Below are 16,367 nucleotides of genomic sequence, written 5' to 3'. Positions count from 1 at the left end.
TACATATCCACGGCCCGCCTCCGGAAGGTGGGGCCGACCGCGAGAGAGCGAAACGCACGACATGAACGACCACGTGACCGACCCCGCGACCGAGGCCTTCGTCGCCCACCGCAACCTGCTGTTCACCGTCGCCTACGAGATGCTCGGCTCGGCGGCTGACGCGGAGGACGTCCTCCAGGAGACCTGGCTGCGGTGGGTCAAGGCCGACCTGGCGCAGGTGCGGGACCAGCGCGCCTACCTGGTGCGGATCACGACCCGGCAGGCACTCAACCGGCTGCGCACCCTCAATCGGCGCAAGGAGGCCTACGTGGGCCCCTGGCTGCCCGAGCCCCTGCTCACCGCGCCGGACGTGGCTGAGGACGTCGAGCTGTCCGAGAACCTGTCGCTGGCGCTCATGTACATCTTCGAAACGCTCTCACCGACCGAACGCGCCGTCTTCGTCCTGCGCGAGGTCTTCGAGTTCGGCTACGACGACATCGCGGCCGCGATCGACAAGAGCCCTGGTGCCGCCCGCCAGATCGCCTACCGTGCCCGTCAGCACGTCGACGCCCGCCGACCGGGCACACCGGCTTCCCCGGAGGAGGCCCGGGCGGCGTCGGACTCGTTCCGGAGCGCGCTCGAAACCGGGGACCTCCAGGGATTGCTCGACGTACTCGCCCCGGACGTCGTCTTCGTCAGCGACGGCGGCGGCCTCAGGCTGGCGGCCCTGCGGCCGGTCGTCGGCGCCGACAAGGTGCTCCGCTACATGGCCGGCAGTGTCGACAAGGCGGGCGGCACCTTCAGCAGTGAGCCCACGACGGTCAACGGCAACCCCGGCCTCATCCTGCGTCTGGGCGATGTGATCGACGGCGTGCTGGCCTTCACGGTGGAGAACACCCGCGTCACCGGCCTCTACTACGTCCGCAACCCCGAAAAGCTCACCCGCGTCGAGTCGGAAACACCGCTCTCATCGCGCTGACGCGCCTCGGCCGCCGCACTCGGGGCCCGGCGCGCCCGACCTCACGGCCAGTGACCCTTCGCCCAATGACCGCAGTCCGAAAGGGACGTAGGACAGTGAATTCTCACGTTGCCACCCCCACACCCAGGTTCACCGTGCCGACCGTCGACATCTCCCCCTACGTCGGGGACGGTACGGACGAGGAGCGGGGGCGTGTGGCACGGCTGATCGATGCCGCTTGTGCCGAGGTGGGGTTCATCCAGGTGCTCGGGCACGGCATTCCGCAGAGCGCGCTCGACGGTCTGAAGGGGGCGATGGACGCGTTCTTCTCGTTGCCACTTGAGACGAAGAAGGCGTACCGCGTCGACGGCGGCGCCAACCGCGGGTACAGCCCGCCGAACAGCGAGTCGCTCAGCCTGAGCCTGGGCCTGGAGTCGGCCTCACGGATGAACGACTTCTTCGAAGCCTTCAACATCGGTGTCGAGGCGCGTTCCTTCCCGCCCGAACTCGGGCTTTCCGAGGACGACTTCGGGATCAACGTGTGGCCGGACACCGAAGGGTTCACACCGCGGGTGGAGGCCTACTTCGCGCACGCCTCGCGGGTGGCACGCACGCTGACGCGGATCTTCGCGGACGCCCTCGGTCAGAAACCGGGCTTCTTCGACGCGCTCACCGGACACTCCATCGACGTGCTCCGGATGAACAACTACGCCCTGCCCGAAGGCACCGTGGACCTGGACGGCGAGCTGATGGGGATGGGCGAGCACACCGACTACGGGATCGTCACCGTGCTGTGGGCCGACCGGATTCCCGGCCTCCAGGTGCTCGACCGACACGGCACCTGGCACGACGTGGCGCCCGCGGACGGCGCTCTCCTGGTCAACCTCGGCGATCTCACGGCCCGGTTGACCAACGACCGGTGGATGTCGACGCTGCACCGCGTCAAGCCCCCCGTCGTCGACGGGAGGATCCTGCGGCGCCGCTCGGCCGCCTTCTTCCACGACGGGAACCCGGAGGCGGTCATCGAGACACTGCCCGCCCTTCTCGACGCGGACGACGGCCTCGCCTACGAACCCGTCACCGTCCGGGAGCACATCAGGGCCAAGCTGAACGGCTCGCGGCAGGGCAAGAAGAACGCGGCAGCGGTCCGCGAGGCCGCACGTGCCCGGGCTGCCACCGAGTGATGCCGGCGGTGCTCGGCCGAGTGATGTCGGCGGTGCTCGGCGCAGTGAGGTGACGAAGCTCGGCCGCCCACGGGATCGGACAGGCGTCGTGGCTCGTCGTGGCTCAGGGTCCGGGCCAGACGGCCGAGGCGTCGTCGCGGTGGGGGTCGGGGAGCCGGATCGGGCGTACGGGGATCGTGCGGCTGTGTTCTTCGGTTACGGCTGTCCACGGGGCGGAGTGCCCGGAGTAGCACAGGGCTGTGAGGGCGAAGACGTTGTCGGCGTACACCTCGACGTATTCGCCGATGGTGAGGATGCGGAGGGTGGCGGCGGGCTCGGTCAGGACGGTCTCGCCGAGGCGGATGCCGCCGGGGCCGGTGACCCAGAGGTTCTTGCCGTCGCAGCCGACGGAGAAGGCCGAAGCCCCGTCGTCCGGGGTGTCGGTGCGGAGCGTGATTTCGACGGGCCCGGTGATGCCGATGTCACCGACCGCGTGGAGGGCGGGCCGGTCGGTCTCCTCGCCGAGCCAGGCGTTCAGGCCGGTCCACCATTCCAGGCGGGGCGCCGAATCTTCCCGTACGACAAGGGACTTGGGCTGGGCCAGCATGCCGCGGCAGCGGTCGCCGGCGTCGGTGAGGCCGACCTGACGGGGCGTGGTGTGCAGGACGACGCGTGAACCGTCGGGCGCTGCGATGACACGGGGGGCGTACGAGCCGGTCGGTCCGAGGGAGCCGCGGCGGGTCCAGGGGCCGCGCAGGCGGGGCGCGGTCCACGCGTCGAAGCCGCGGGTGGCACCGATCGAGCCGAGCAGCAGCCAGCTGCCGTCGTCGAGGCGTTCCAGGACCGGGCACTCCAACTCGTCCACGTCGCCCGGCGAGACGAGCGGCGGGTGGACCGTCCAGTGCTCCAGGTCGGGGGAGGTCGCCAGGGCCACGCAGCCGCTGACCTCCACCGGCAGCGAGACGTCGCTCGCGCAGACGGCCATCACCCAGCCCTCGCCCTCGTCGTCGCGTACGACGAACGGGTCGCGCCAGCCCATGCGTTCACCGGTGCGGTACCAGCGCGGGTCCGCCTCGACGACGGGCCCGGTGCCGTGGCGTCGCCAGCCCGTGCCGTCGGTGCGGTCGGAGTACGCGAGGCCGACGGCCTGCAGCGGCCAGCCGTCCGCCGTCAGCCCGCTCACTCCCGTGTAGAACATGGCCATCCCGCCGCCGTGCCGGAACGGGTGCATGGTCCACACGGCCTGCTGGTCGAAGCGACCGGGCAGCCCGTTGCCGAAGGCGGTGCCCTGAGGCTGCCAGTGGACCAGGTCGGCGGAGGTCGCCCGGCCGTAGGAGGTCTCCATCCGCAGGTGGTCGAACTCCGCCGTCCAGGGCCCCTGAAGGTGCAGCACGGTGTACGTGCCGTCCTCGTCGCGCAGGAGGGCGAAGTCGTTCACGCAGAGGCCGGGCGGGGCGTATCGCATGCACAGTTCCTGTCGGCTTACAGCGCCCAAACGCATGCGCTGACCATTGACCAAAGCGGCATCTCTTGAGAATCGGCCCAAGTAAATATGAACGCAAACGCTTGCGCAACAGCGAGGTCAGGTTTACGGTCACGTCACTCGCAGATCACACCGCCGTGAAATCAACGGGAGGAACTGAGCCGTGACGGCCAGCATCAACGACGTCGCCCGCGCCGCCGGCGTCTCCGCGTCCACCGTGTCCCGCGCCCTGCGCGGCCGCACAGGCGTCTCCGACGAGGTGCGGGACCGGATCGCGGCCGTCGCCGCACAGCTCGGCTACACCGCGTCCCGCTCCGCCTCCAGCCTGGCCAGCGGCCGCACCTTCACCATCGGGGTCGTCGTCCCCTACGTGGGCCGCTGGTTCTTCGGCACCGTGCTCGACGCGGCGGAGCAGGTGTTCAGCGCCGCCGGGTACGACGTCCTGCTGTACAACCTGGGCACGCCCGAGACACGCAAGCGTTTCTTCACGAAGTTGCCGGTCCGCAAGCGGGTGGACGCGGTGCTGTCGCTGCTCATCCCCGACGAGGGGGAGTCCGCGGCGCTGCGTTCCCTCGGCGTGCCGCTGGCCAGCACGGTCGGCGGCGCCCGGCCCGGCTTCACCGTGGTCGGCATCGACGACCGGCTCGGCGCGGAGAGCGCCGTACGGCATCTGGTGAACATCGGCCACCGCCGGATCGGCATGATCAGCGGATCCAGCGGCCCGCTGCACTGGACCACACCCGTCGAGCGCCGCCGGGCGTATCTCGACGTCCTCGCCGAGGCCGGGATCGAGCACGACCCGACCCTGGAGGCGGACGGCGACTACACCCTGGAGGGCGGCGAGCGGGCGATGACCGAGTTGCTGGCCGCCTCCCGGCCGCCGACGGCCGTCTTCGCGCAGTCCGACGAGATGGCGATGGGCGCGCTGCGCGCCCTGCGCCGCCACCGGCTGAAGGTCCCGGACGACGTGTCCGTCGTCGGCTTCGACGACCACGAACTCGCCGACGTGATCGGTCTGACCACCGTCGCCCAGCCGGTCGCGGGCCAGGGCGCCGAGGCCGCCCGGCTGCTGCTGCGCCAGCTGGACGAGCCGGCCGCCGAACACCCCGGCCATGTCCGGATGCCCATCCGCATGGTCCTGCGCGAGACCACCGCCCCGCCCCGTCCGCGCGGACCTCAGTAACGCCCGTCCGGGCCCCACCCCCCCCACGCCTCGACAGCGCTCCCACACCTCGAACCCACGCCACAGCACGGAGGCACAGACATGAGCTCGACCAACAGAAGGCACCGCCGCACGGCCTGTACGGGCCTGGCCCTGCTCCCTCTCGTGGCACTGGCCGCCTGTGGCGGGGGCAGCGGCACCGACGCCTCGGCGGACGCAGGCAGCGGCAAGGGCACCATCAGCGTCTGGGCCCACCAGGGCCAGAAGAGCGAGGACGCCGCCGTGCAGGCCGCGGTGAAGTCCTTCAACTCCTCGCAGAGCGACATCAAGGTCGAGCTGAAGCTGATACCCGGCAACGACTACACCAAGACCATCACCGCCACCAGCGCCTCCGAGCTGCCGGACGTGCTGGAGTTCGACGGCCCGACGATGGCGAACTTCGTCTACAACAAGAAGCTCGCCCCCGTCGACGACTATGTCTCCTCCAAGACGATGGCCAACGCCACCGACGCGAACAAGTCCCAGGGAGCGATCGGCGGCAAGCACTACGGCCTGGGCATGTACGACTCGGGCCTCGGGATCTACGGCAACAAGAAGCTGCTGGACGCGGCCGGGGTCAAGTACCCGACGAGCGTGGCCGACGCCTGGACGGCGGACGAGTTCACGGCCGCGCTCAAGGCGTTGAAGGGCAAGGACTCCGACGGCAAGACCCTCGACATCCAAGAGGGCAACGGCCTGGCCACCGAGTGGGGAACCTACGGCTTCGCCCCCGTCGTCTGGTCGGCCGGCGGTTCGCTGATCAAGGGCGACAAGGCGGAAGGCGCCCTCGACACACCGGCGGTGGTCTCGGCGCTGAAGACCGTCCAGTCCTGGAAGACGTACGTCGACCCCAACACCGACGGCAACGCCTTCGCCAAGAGCCGCGTCGCCCTGAGCTGGGTCGGCCACTGGATGTACCCCACCTACAGCAAGGCCCTCGGCGACGACCTGGTCGTACTGCCGCTGCCCGACTTCGGCAACGGTCCCAAGACCGGCCAGGGCTCCTGGGCGTGGGGCATCGGCGCCGACACCAAGAACGCCAAGGCCGCCGGCGCCTTCGTGGACTACCTCCTCAACGACGCCAACGTCACTGCGATGACGACGGCCAACGGCGCCCCGCCCGCCACCAGGACCGCGCTCGCCGCGAGCCCCCTGTACAAGCGGGGCGGGCCGCTCCAGCTCTTCGCCGACCAGCTCGCCAAGCCCTGCGGCGACAGCGACATCACCAAGTCCTGCGTCGCCGTCACCCGCCCGGTGACCGCCGGATACCCCACCATCACCGCCAAGTTCGGCGAGGCCCTCAACTCGATCTACGGCGGGGCCGACCCGAAGAGCGCCCTGGAGAAGGCCGCCCGCGCCATCGACCAGGACTTCTCCGACAACGCCGGCTACAAGATCCCGTAGGACCATCGGCCAGGGGCGGGACGGTACAGACCGCGCCCGCCCCCGCCGGGAACAGGACCCATCCGTGACCTCCGTCGAACCGGCGCACGAAGCGCCCCACGCCCGGGAGAAGGCCCCACCCGTGACCGCCGCCAAGCCCGCGCGTCCGGTGCGTCCAGCGCGTCCCGGGCGTTCCGTGCGCAAGAACCGCGACTGGTTGCACGGACTGCTCATGTCCACGCCCGCCGTCGCCGGGCTCATCGCCTTCGTGGGCATCCCGTTCGGCTACGCCGTCGTCCTCTCCTTCTACAACGTCCGCCTCGGCTCCCCGCTCGCGCCCACCTTCTTCGGCCTGGAGCAGTACCGGCGGCTGTTCACCGACCCCGACCTGTCAGGCCCCTTCCTGCGGGCCCTGCTGAACAACCTGACCTTCGCCGTGGTCGTCGTCCCCGTCCAGACGGCCCTGGCACTCGGACTGGCGATCCTGCTGAACCGCAAGCTCAAGGCGATCGGCCTGTTCCGGTCCCTGTTCTTCATGCCGGTCGTCTTCCCGATGGCGCTGGTCGCCGTGATCTGGCGGCTCATCCTCGCCCGCAGCGACCAGGGCATGCTCAACTCCACCCTGGACGCGGTCAGTTTCGGCAACTGGGGTGCCTTCGACTGGCTCGGCGACTCCGCCACCGCGATGGCCTCGATCATCGTGCTGTCCATCTGGCAGGGCGTCGGCTTCCAGATGGTCATTCTCCTCGCCGGCCTCCAGCAGATACCGGGTGAACTCTACGAGGCCGCCGATCTCGACCGCGCGAGCCGCTGGCAGCAGTTCCGCCACGTCACACTGCCCGGCATCCGCGGCACCCTCGTCTTCGTCGCCCTGCTCACCTCGGTGCTCTCCTTCCGGGTCTTCGACCAGGTCTACGTCCTCGTCAAGGGCGGCGGCCTCAACGAGGACGCCGGCCGCACCGTGATGTATCAGGCCGTCACCACCGCCTTCGACCAGAACAACGTCGGCCAGGCAGCCGCGATCACCGTCGTCTTCTTCCTGATCGTCGTCGCCCTGACCCTCATCCAGCGCCGCGTCGTCCGGCCCGACAACGAGGACTGACCATGAGCACCAGCACGGGCCTCACCCGCACACCCCTGCGCCGCTTCCTCGACTACGCCGTCCTCGGCGTGCTGGCGTTCATCTTCGTACTGCCCGTCCTCTACCTGTTCATGGGCAGCCTCAAGCCGTCCGACGAAGTACTGAACGGCCTGTCCGGCTTCCTGCCCACCCACCTGTCCTTCGACAACTACTCCAACGTCCTGAGCAGCCTCAACTCCGACAGCACCGGCTACTTCTGGCGCTTCATGGGCATCTCGCTGCTGCTCGCGTTCGTGGTGGTGACGGGCGGTCTGTTCGTCAACTCGATGGCGGCGTACGGGCTGTCACGGCTGAAGTGGCGCGGCCGCAACGCCGTCTTCACCCTCATCCTGCTGCTGATGCTGGTCCCGTTCGAGTCGGTGGCCGTCCCGCTCTTCTACATGTACAACGACCAGCGCAACACGCTCTTCATCCAGGCGATCCCGTTCATCGCCAACGCCTTCTCCGTCTACCAGTTCCACACCTTCTTCCGCTCGATCCCGCCGAGCATCGAGGAAGCCGCCCGCATCGACGGCGCGGGCCCCTGGCGCACCTTCTTCGCCATCGTCGTCCCCATGTCGAAGCCGGCCTTCGCGTCCGTGGCGATCCTCACCTTCCTCACTCAGTGGGGCTCTTTCCTCTGGCCCGTCCTGATGGTCTCCGACCCCTCGGTACGTCCGCTGCCGCTGGAGATGAGCGTCTTCCAGGCCCAACTGCCCCCGGACTGGGGCCAGATCCTCGCCTTCGGCGTCCTGCTGGTCCTGCCCGTGCTGATCGTCTTCGCGTTCTTCCAGCGCTGGTTCGTCCAGGGAGTCGCCAGCTCCGCCGTCAAGGGCTGAGCACGTTTGCCGAGGGAACGGACAAATACCAGGGGGCGCTGCCGTCCGAGTACCAGCGCCCCCTCCGCGGATTCAGCTCTTTGTCATGGGGGACGCCGGCGGTGAGTCCGGCCGGGGGCCCGGCGTGGACTCCTGTCCGCCCATGTCGAGACGGAACGGCGGGTACTGGTCGGTCATCAGCGCGGCATAGGCGATCACTCGCGCGACCCACCGGGCGAGGCCCATCAGGAAGTCGAAGAGGTGCCGTGGGTACCGGGCGGTGAACAGCAGGATGACCACGGCGACGAGGGAGAGGAAGGGCATCAGCCCGCCGCCCCGCCAGCAGCCCCCGTCGTCCCCGCCCCCGCCCCATCCCCAGCCACCAGCGAACATCGCGACGACGATGTACTGCGGGATCGCCAGCAGCCACCACTTCACCAGGACCAGACCGCGTGAGAGGCGCTCGGGGTAGGCGACGTCGAACCGCGCCGGGTAGTCCGGCACATCCGCGAGGGTGAACGGCGGGTACCGGTCGGTGCCGAGCGCGGTGTGGGCGTAGTAGCTGACCCGCCAGTTCCATCGCAGTACGCCGACGCTGAAGTCGAAGAGGGAACGGGGATACCGGCCGGTGAACAGGATGGCGAAGAACGCGACCACCGTGACGAGGACGAAACCGATCCACAGGAAGAACAGCACGATGTAGTGCGGGATGGCGAGGAGCCACTTCACCAGCCACAGCCATCTGGAGAGCCGGGCATCGACGGACGCCTCGATACGCACGGGCGACGCGGTGACAGGAACCATGGGAGGCAACTCCTTTCGCTTGCAGATTCGCAAGCGAGGTGGAGCACCGCGACCTGGGAGGGGCCGTTCGCGCGCCCGGCCCCTACCGACTCCCCGACCGGCAGGTCACCCTTCGGCCACCGGCTCCGGCGACGGCTCGCTGAGCTGCTCGCGCAGGTAGTTCCACACCACCGCGATCAGCGCGGCGATCGGTACGGCGAGCAGACTGCCCACGATGCCCGCCAGACTGCCGCCCAGTGTCACCGCCAGCAGGATCACGGCCGCATGGAGGCCGAGCCCACGACTCTGGATCATGGGCTGGAACACGTTCCCTTCGAGTTGCTGCACCACGATGATGATGGCCAGCACGATCAGCGCGTCCGTCAGACCGTTGAAGACCAGCGCGATGAGGACCGCGACGAAACCGGCGAACAGGGCGCCGATGATCGGCACGAACGCGGAGACGAACGTCAGCACCGCCAAAGGGAGCACCAGCGGCACCCCCACGACCCACAGGCCCAGACCGATCAGAATGGCGTCGAGCAGGCCGACGGCCGCCTGGGAACGTACGAAGGAGCCCAGGGTCGCCCAGCCGCGAGCGGCCACGGTGGGGATGTCGGTGGCGAGCCGGCCGGGCAGTTGACGGGCGAGCCACGGCAGGAAGCGCGGGCCGTCCTTGAGGAAGAAGAACATCAGGAAGAGCGCCAGCACGGCGGTGACCAGGCCGTTGACGATGGTGCTCACTCCGGTGACCACAGTGGTGACCATGCTGCCGAGGCCGTCCTGAGCGCGGGCGACCGCGCTGTCCATGGCCTTGGTGATGTCGTCGTCGCCGATGTTCAACGGCGGCCCGGAGGCCCAGTCACGCAACTTCTGGATGCCGTCGACCACGCCGTCGGTCAGCTCGCCGGACTGGGACGCGACCGGTACGGCGATGAGCGCCACGACGCCGCCTGCGACGAGGAGGGACAGCACGGTCACGGCCGACGCGGCGAGGGCGGGCTTCCACCCGTGACGACGCAGGAAACGGGCCAGGGGCCAGGTCAGTGTGGTCAGCAGCAGGCCGACGACGAGCGGCCACACCACCGACCACATCCGGCCCAGAAGCCACAGAGACACTGCGAGCATGGCGAATATCAGCAGCAGCTCTGCGGAAAAGCGCGCCGATGTGCGGAGCGCGTCGCGGGCTTTCGTGGAACTCAGGGTGGCAGTCACGCTGGAACCCTATTGGCACGGCTGCCGACCGGATGACCTGGGCTGCGGAACCCACCGGTCGGTGAGGCACCGGGACTTCGCGCCTGCTTCGCGCTCGTCGTCCTCGGCTGTGCCGTCATCTGTCGGGCCCGCGAAGCCTCACAGCCGGGACCTCAGCACGTCGACCTCGCAGCCCGGCGCGAACGGGTCGAAGCCGTGCTCTACCAGCCAGCGAACCGCGAGCAGGCTTCGCAACGACCACCACGCGCGGATGACGTCGAGGTCGACGTCGGCGCCATAGCCGGCAAGGACGTCGCCGAGGTGCTCCTCGTGTCCGAGCGTCAAGGTCGCGAGGTCGAACAGGGCATCACCCTGGCCCGCCTCGGACCAGTCGATGATGCCGGTGATCTCGTCGCCGTCCACGAACACGTGAGCGATCTGCAGGTCGCCGTGCGTGAACACCGGAGTCCACGGCCGGAACGCGGCCTCGGCGACCTGGCGGTTGCGGGTGACCAGGTCGGCGGGCAGGACGCCGTTCGTCACGAGCCACTCGCACTCGCCGTCGAGATCCGCCGCCAACTCGTCGATGCCCCGGCCGCCCCGACCCGGCCAGGGCGGCAACGGCGCGTCGTGCAACTTCCGGATGGCGGCACCCGCCGCGGCCCACGTCGCCGGGGATGCGGTCGACGGCTCGCCGAGGCGGCCGAGCGCCGTCCCCGGGACCGCGGCGATCGCAAGCACGGGCGGCTTGCGCCACAGGACCTCCGGGGTCGGGACCGGCACCAGTGCCATCGCCTCGACCTCGACGTCGATGCGCGTCTGATCGGCGTCCACCTTCAGGAACACGTCGCCGACGCGCAGGGTCGCGCGCTCGGAATGGGCGACGACGACTTTGACCTCATCCATGGGCGACCAGTATCCCGGGAATGATCGATGAGTCGATCCGGTCCGGGCTCATCACACCCACCGACAACTCGGCTCATGGAGTCAGCCGTTGTTTCCCTGCGTTGTTTCGGCGAAGGCCGGCCCTTGCAGGGCGAGTCGTTGCGTTTTGTACCGACCTTCGGTCGTTGCCTCCACGTCGAACCCGTGCGCGACCTGCGGTGGGTAGCCGATGAGTTCGAGCGCCAGGCTGGCCAGCGCCTGCTGGGACGCCTCTTCCGACTCCCACAACAGAGCGGCTCCCCACCGGTTGGTGTCCGGATCGGAGAGCCACATCTTGAAGCGAAGCCCGGGCACCTCGGAGAACGAGAACGGAATCCAGCTGTCGGCCGGTCAAGGGCACGCGGTCACGGCGCGATGCAGGCAATTCTTCCCGCTCTCCGGGCCGAGGTCGGCGCACGCCTCACCCTGCCCGGGTGACGAGGCCGCCGGCCGGTAGCATGCCGATGTGCCTGGGCCTTGGGATGAGCAGCAGTTGATCGCAGACGGCTTCGAGCGTGCGTACGCCGTCTTGGATTGGTACGACGGGCCGCGTCAAGGACTCGCGGTCATCAATGGTGTCCCGCATTACTTCGAGGGTTGGGACCACCACCCAGCCAACGTGGCCGACGAGTACTTTGTCTGGCCCGCGAGCGAGGCGGCGGTGGCGATGGAGCGCGAGCAGTGGGCAATCTTCGTCAGGTGCGAGGTGTGGAGGGAGGAGCATCCGGCAGGGGTCGATGCCCGCTACGACGAACTGGACTTGCTCCTTGCGCCACACCGTCAGGTGCCTGACGCCGCTCGGCGGCTGATGGGTGAGGTGCGGTTGGACGACGGGGACCGCTACCGGCCCGACGGAGGAGACCTCTGGTTCCGGTGGCACCCGAGCAGTGAGGCCTCAGTCGATCACTAGGTGGATGCCGATCAGGACCGCGACGACCTGCGCGCCTTTGAGCTGAACCACCTGGCGACGACGCAACCAGGCCCGTGTCCGCCGTAGCGTGGCGGAACTTCCGCAGACCTCGATGCACTCGAATCGAACGCCCAGTCCCGCCGGCTCACGTGCGGACCCAGTGGTGGTAGGCGTCCAGGTCGACGTTGCTGCCGCAGATGATGGTGGCCACGTGACGGCCGGCGAAGCGGTCACGGTCTTCCAGGACGGCCGCGACGCCGAGGGCCGCTGAGGGTTCGACGACCTGGCCCGCGCGCTCCAGGAGCATCCGCATGCCCGTGACGATGGATGCCTCGCGGACCAGGACGGCGTCGTCGGCCACCGCGAGGAGGTCGTCCAGGACCGCCGGGATGGGGTATCGGCCGGCCACGCCGTCGGCGATGGTGTCGGTGGAGTCGGTGGTGACGACCCGGCGCTGGTGCCAGGAGCGGGTCAACGCGGGTGCACCGAGGGGTTGCACGCAGATCACCTCGACGTCCGGCGAAAGGGTCTTCAGGACGTAGCCCACTCCGGTGGCCATCGCGCCGCCGCCCAGGGCGATCAGGACAGCGTCGAAGGAGGGCGCCCTGTCGGCCAGTTCCAGGCCGATGGTCGCCGCGCCTTCGCAGGTCTCGATGTCGAGGCTGTCCTCGAGCAGCCGGACCCCGCGCTGTTGCGCGATACTCACCGCTCGCTCGCGGGCCGCCTCGAAGTCGCCGTCGACCAGCTCCAACTCCGCACCCAGCGCGTGGATCCGATCGAGTTTGGCGGCGGGTGCCCTGCGCGATGCCACGACCGTCACATCGAGGCCACGGCGGCGACCGGACCAACCGAGTGCCTGGCCGAGGTTGCCGGCGCTGGCACACACCGCGGCCGTGCCGCCGTGGCCTGCCAGCAGGGTGGCGAAAAGTTCGGTACCGCGGGCCTTGAAGCTGCGCACAGGGTTCGCCGTTTCCAGCTTGATACTCACCGTGCAGCCGAGCTCGCGTCCCAACGCGTCGCACTGGTACAGCGGCGTATCCAGGAAGATCGGGTCGATGTCCCGACGGGCCGCGCGGATCCGGGCAAGATCGAGGCGCGTCGTGAGCATGACGAGCAACGTACCGCACGCCGCGTCGCGGCCGGGCCCAACAGCCCTACGTTGCACATGACTTCGCATGTCGCGGTCGGCACGGCCCTGACGACTCCGTCGCAGGCGAGGCCGTGGCTGCGGTCTCCTTCGAGGACAGTGTCCGCTGTCGGGTGGTGGCCCGTACCGGGGATCGGGCAGGGGGCCGGGCGGGGAGCGACGCCTTCGTGCCGGGACTCGTACGTTTCCGATGGCGGAGGGGCGAGTTGCGGTCGGCCTGCGGTCGCCCCGGCAAGACCGGGGCCCCAACTTTGTCCCGCACGTGGAAAAAGTATCGAGATCATGCGTGAAAGGGGTTACGGAGCTCAACAAAGCTCGCTAACTTCCTTGAAATGAACCGGTCATAGAGCCGCAACCGGTCATGACGGCGCGACGGCGCGCGCCTGTGCACTGCTTGGCTTGGCAGCCCGGCGAGGGCTGCTGTCATCCCACCCCACTTTGGGAGACCTCTGTGCGCAACAAACCGCTCAGACACAGACGCATCCGTTACCTGCTGACCGCCGTGGCCTGCGCCTTCGGCTGTCTGCTGCCCATGCCCCAGGCCGCCGCCCGCCAGGCGGATCCGGCCCCCGGGCCCAAGGCGGCAGCCGTCGAGTACCAACAGGTCACGCTCGCCAAGGGCGTGGCCGAGACGGGCGAGCCCATGACCCTGGCGGTGCTGCCGGACCGCTCGGTCCTGCACACCTCCCGTGACGGCACGGTCCGGTTGACGAACGCCGCGGGGACCACCGCCGTCGCGGGCAAGCTGGACGTGTACAGCCACGACGAGGAAGGCCTGCAAGGCGTCGCCGTGGACCCCGGCTTCGCGTCCAACCGGTCCATCTACCTCTACTACGCCCCCAAGCTCAGCACTCCGGCCGGTGATGCCCCGGCCGACGGCACGGCCGCCGACTTCGCCCCCTTCGACGGGGTCAACCGGCTGTCCCGGTTCGTGCTGAAGACCGACGGCACGCTGGATCTCGGCAGCGAGAAGAAGATCCTCGACGTGCCGGCCTCCCGCGGCATCTGCTGCCACGTGGGCGGCGACATCGACTTCGACGCGGCCGGAAACCTGTACCTGTCCACCGGCGACGACACCAACCCGTTCGCCTCCGACAGTTACACCCCGATCGACGAGCGCTCCACCCGCAACCCCGCCTTCGACGCCCAGCGTTCCTCGGCCAACACCAACGACCTGCGCGGCAAGGTCCTGCGGATCAAGGTCAACGCGGACGGGTCGTACGCGATCCCGAGCGGCAACCTCTTCCCGTCCGGCACCGCCAAGACCCGCCCCGAGATCTACGCGATGGGCTTCCGCAACCCCTTCCGCATGAGCGTCGACAAGGCCACGGGCATCGTCTACCTCGGCGACTACGGCCCCGACGCCGGCACCGCCAGCCCCACACGAGGACCCGGCGGGCAGGTGGAGTTCAACCGGATCACCAAGGCGGGCAACTACGGCTGGCCGTACTGCACCGGCGACAACGACGCCTACATCGACTACAACTTCGCCACCGGCGCCTCCGGGTCCGCCTTCAACTGCGGCGCGCCCACGAACAGTTCACCGAACAACACCGGACTCACCGCCCTGCCGCCCGTCCAGCCCGCCTGGATCCCCTACGACGGCGGATCCGTACCGGAGTTCGGCAACGGCTCGGAGTCCCCGATGGGCGGCCCGGTCTACCGCTACGACGCCGCCTCCACCTCCGAGGTGAAGTTCCCGCAGGAGTACGACGGCGACTACTTCGCCGGGGAGTTCGGCCGCCGCTGGATCAAGCGCATCGAGTCCGGCACCGACGGCACCGTGCAGTCCATCAACCCCTTCCCCTGGAGCGGCACCCAGGTGATGGACATGGCCTTCGGCCCCGACGGCGCCCTGTACGTCCTCGACTACGGCACCGGCTACTTCAGCGGCGACGAGAACTCGGCCCTGTACCGCATCGAGCACGTCGTCGACGGGCTCGCCCCGACCGCACAGGCGAAGGCCAACGTCACCTCCGGCAAGGCACCCCTGGCCGTCACCTTCTCCTCGGCAGGCAGCACCGACCCGGACGGCGACGCCCTCAGCCATGCCTGGACCTTCGGCGACGGCGGCACCTCCACCGCCGCCAACCCCTCCCACACCTACGCGACCAACGGCCAGTACACGGCCACGCTGAAGGTCACGGACACCACCGGCAAGTCCGCGACGGCCTCCGTACAGATCACGGTGGGGAACACCGCCCCCACGGTCAAGCTCGACCTGCCGCTGGACGGGAGCATCCACGACTTCGGTGACGCCATCCCGTTCAAGGTGACGGTGACCGACCCCGAGGACGGCACGATCGACTGCTCCAAGGTGAAGGTCACCTTCATCGTCGGACACGACAGCCACGGCCATCCGCAGACCTCGACCACCGGCTGCAACGGCACACTCCAGACCCTGGCGGACGGCGAGCACGACCCCAACGCCAACATCTTCGGCGTGATCGACGCCGAGTACACCGACAAGGGCGCCGGCGGTCAGCCCGCGCTGACCTCGCACGACCAGCACGTCGTCCAGCCCAGCCACCGGCAGGGCGAGCACTACGGCGCCTCGGCCGGTGTCGACGTCATCTCCCACGGTCCCGCACACGGCGGGAAGACCGTCGGCAACATCGACAACGGTGACTGGATCTCCTTCCAGCCGTACGCCCTCGGCAACGCGACGCAGTTCACCGCACGGGTCTCCTCCGCGGGCGCGGGCGGCACCATCGAGGTTCGCGCCGGATCCACGACCGGCACCCTGCTCGGCACGGCGACCGTGCCGGTGACCGGCGGGTGGGAGACCTTCCAGGACGTGACGGCCGGTCTGAGCAACCAGCCCACCGGCTCCACCCCCCTGTACCTCGTCTTCAAGGGCGGCAGTGGCGCGCTCTTCGACGTGGACGAGTTCTCCTTCACCACCTCGGGCGGCAACACCCGCTCGGGTGAGGTGAAGGGCGTGAACGGCAAGTGCCTGGACATCGACAACGCTCAGACGGCCGACGGTACGAAGGTGCAGATCTGGACGTGCAACGGATCAGGCGCCCAGAAGTGGACGGTCTCCGGAGACGGCACGCTGCGGGCACTGGGCAAGTGCCTGGACGTGTCCGAGGGAGGCACCGCGGACGGCACGAAGATCCAGCTCTGGACGTGCAACAGCACAGGCTCCCAGACCTGGGCGGCCCAGTCGGACGGCACGGTCCGCAACCCGCAGTCCGGCAAGTGCCTGGATGCCTCGGGCGGCACCTGGAACGACGGAACAGCGGTCCACCTGTGGACCTGCCACGCCAACGCCAACCAGAAATGGACCCTGCCGTAGGAG

At 69.1% G+C, this 16,367-nt stretch carries 14 protein-coding genes; 8 read left to right on the top strand and 6 right to left on the bottom strand.

From position 1 onward, the window contains the following. The first annotated feature begins 61 nt into the window (after positions 1–61). Together JEQ17_RS02350 and JEQ17_RS02345 are read left to right on the top strand one after the other, a co-directional pair. Positions 62–958, top strand: coding sequence for an RNA polymerase sigma-70 factor (locus JEQ17_RS02350; protein ID WP_200393598.1), 897 nt, complete (start codon positions 62–64; stop codon positions 956–958). A gap of 95 nt (positions 959–1,053) precedes the next feature. Beyond that, the gene (locus tag JEQ17_RS02345) at positions 1,054–2,121 is read left to right on the top strand and encodes an isopenicillin N synthase family dioxygenase (protein WP_234048013.1); all 1,068 of its coding nucleotides are present in this window, start codon (positions 1,054–1,056) and stop codon (positions 2,119–2,121) included. Positions 2,122–2,224: 103 nt separating this feature from the next. Here JEQ17_RS02345 and JEQ17_RS02340 read toward each other — a convergent pair whose 3' ends face one another. Further along, positions 2,225–3,565 (bottom strand): glycoside hydrolase family protein, encoded by a 1,341-nt coding sequence (locus JEQ17_RS02340; RefSeq protein ID WP_200393596.1) that lies wholly within the window; start codon positions 3,563–3,565, stop codon positions 2,225–2,227. Positions 3,566–3,746: 181 nt separating this feature from the next. On the opposite strand from JEQ17_RS02340, the gene JEQ17_RS02335 reads away from it, so the two are divergent. The 4 genes from JEQ17_RS02335 to JEQ17_RS02320 all read left to right on the top strand — a co-directional run bounded on the left by JEQ17_RS02335 (position 3,747) and on the right by JEQ17_RS02320 (position 8,126). Then, positions 3,747–4,766 (top strand): LacI family DNA-binding transcriptional regulator, encoded by a 1,020-nt coding sequence (locus tag JEQ17_RS02335; protein WP_200393595.1) that lies wholly within the window; start codon positions 3,747–3,749, stop codon positions 4,764–4,766. A gap of 81 nt (positions 4,767–4,847) precedes the next feature. Continuing rightward, entirely contained in the window at positions 4,848–6,188 is a 1,341-nt protein-coding gene (locus JEQ17_RS02330) for an ABC transporter substrate-binding protein (RefSeq protein ID WP_200393594.1), read from the top strand. A gap of 64 nt (positions 6,189–6,252) precedes the next feature. After that, a complete protein-coding gene (locus JEQ17_RS02325) occupies positions 6,253–7,269 on the top strand; it encodes a carbohydrate ABC transporter permease (protein WP_200393593.1) in 1,017 nt (338 codons plus the stop codon). A 2-nt stretch (positions 7,270–7,271) separates the two neighbouring features. Beyond that, the gene (locus JEQ17_RS02320; protein WP_200393592.1) at positions 7,272–8,126 is read left to right on the top strand and encodes a carbohydrate ABC transporter permease; all 855 of its coding nucleotides are present in this window, start codon (positions 7,272–7,274) and stop codon (positions 8,124–8,126) included. A 72-nt stretch (positions 8,127–8,198) separates the two neighbouring features. Here the strand turns inward: JEQ17_RS02320 and JEQ17_RS02315 are convergent, their stop codons facing one another. From JEQ17_RS02315 to JEQ17_RS02300, 4 genes are all read right to left on the bottom strand, one after another. Then, complete coding sequence (locus JEQ17_RS02315) at positions 8,199–8,909, bottom strand: DUF4389 domain-containing protein (protein ID WP_200393591.1); 711 nt, start codon at positions 8,907–8,909, stop codon at positions 8,199–8,201. Positions 8,910–9,014: 105 nt separating this feature from the next. Continuing rightward, positions 9,015–10,091: an AI-2E family transporter gene (locus tag JEQ17_RS02310; RefSeq protein WP_383382736.1), complete on the bottom strand. Its 1,077-nt coding sequence runs from the start codon at positions 10,089–10,091 to the stop codon at positions 9,015–9,017. Between the two features lie 150 nt (positions 10,092–10,241). Further along, positions 10,242–10,988 (bottom strand): phosphotransferase family protein, encoded by a 747-nt coding sequence (locus JEQ17_RS02305; RefSeq protein WP_200393589.1) that lies wholly within the window; start codon positions 10,986–10,988, stop codon positions 10,242–10,244. 81 nt (positions 10,989–11,069) lie between these two features. Then, positions 11,070–11,321: a hypothetical protein gene (locus tag JEQ17_RS02300; protein WP_200393588.1), complete on the bottom strand. Its 252-nt coding sequence runs from the start codon at positions 11,319–11,321 to the stop codon at positions 11,070–11,072. A 178-nt stretch (positions 11,322–11,499) separates the two neighbouring features. Between JEQ17_RS02300 and JEQ17_RS02295 the strand changes: the two genes are divergently transcribed. Continuing rightward, positions 11,500–11,916, top strand: a complete 417-nt coding sequence (locus JEQ17_RS02295) for a hypothetical protein (protein WP_234048012.1) — start codon at positions 11,500–11,502, stop codon at positions 11,914–11,916. 145 nt (positions 11,917–12,061) lie between these two features. Here the strand turns inward: JEQ17_RS02295 and JEQ17_RS02290 are convergent, their stop codons facing one another. Beyond that, positions 12,062–13,024 carry a threonine ammonia-lyase gene (locus JEQ17_RS02290; protein ID WP_200393586.1) on the bottom strand — a complete coding sequence of 321 codons (963 nt, stop codon included), beginning with the start codon at positions 13,022–13,024 and terminating at the stop codon, positions 12,062–12,064. Positions 13,025–13,514: 490 nt separating this feature from the next. Between JEQ17_RS02290 and JEQ17_RS02285 the strand changes: the two genes are divergently transcribed. Then, the gene (locus JEQ17_RS02285; protein ID WP_407700032.1) at positions 13,515–16,364 is read left to right on the top strand and encodes a PQQ-dependent sugar dehydrogenase; all 2,850 of its coding nucleotides are present in this window, start codon (positions 13,515–13,517) and stop codon (positions 16,362–16,364) included. Positions 16,365–16,367 lie beyond the last annotated feature (3 nt).

It is taken from the genome of Streptomyces liliifuscus (assembly GCF_016598615.1).
Classification (GTDB): Bacteria; Actinomycetota; Actinomycetes; order Streptomycetales; family Streptomycetaceae; genus Streptomyces; species Streptomyces liliifuscus.
The sequence above is the reverse complement of the archived record's forward strand: the minus strand, read 5'-3'. Positions and strand labels throughout refer to the sequence as shown.

Bases quoted from the DNA above. Each gene is read 5' to 3' on its own strand.
- JEQ17_RS02315 (WP_200393591.1), bottom strand. From the start codon at position 8,909: ATGGTTCCTGTCACCGCGTCGCCCGTGCGTATCGAGGCGTCCGTCGAT.
- JEQ17_RS02290 (WP_200393586.1), bottom strand. From the start codon at position 13,024: ATGCTCACGACGCGCCTCGATCTTGCCCGGATCCGCGCGGCCCGTCGG.
- JEQ17_RS02350 (WP_200393598.1), top strand. From the start codon at position 62: ATGAACGACCACGTGACCGACCCCGCGACCGAGGCCTTCGTCGCCCAC.
- JEQ17_RS02340 (WP_200393596.1), bottom strand. From the start codon at position 3,565: ATGCGATACGCCCCGCCCGGCCTCTGCGTGAACGACTTCGCCCTCCTG.
- JEQ17_RS02330 (WP_200393594.1), top strand. From the start codon at position 4,848: ATGAGCTCGACCAACAGAAGGCACCGCCGCACGGCCTGTACGGGCCTG.
- JEQ17_RS02305 (WP_200393589.1), bottom strand. From the start codon at position 10,988: ATGGATGAGGTCAAAGTCGTCGTCGCCCATTCCGAGCGCGCGACCCTG.
- JEQ17_RS02320 (WP_200393592.1), top strand. From the start codon at position 7,272: ATGAGCACCAGCACGGGCCTCACCCGCACACCCCTGCGCCGCTTCCTC.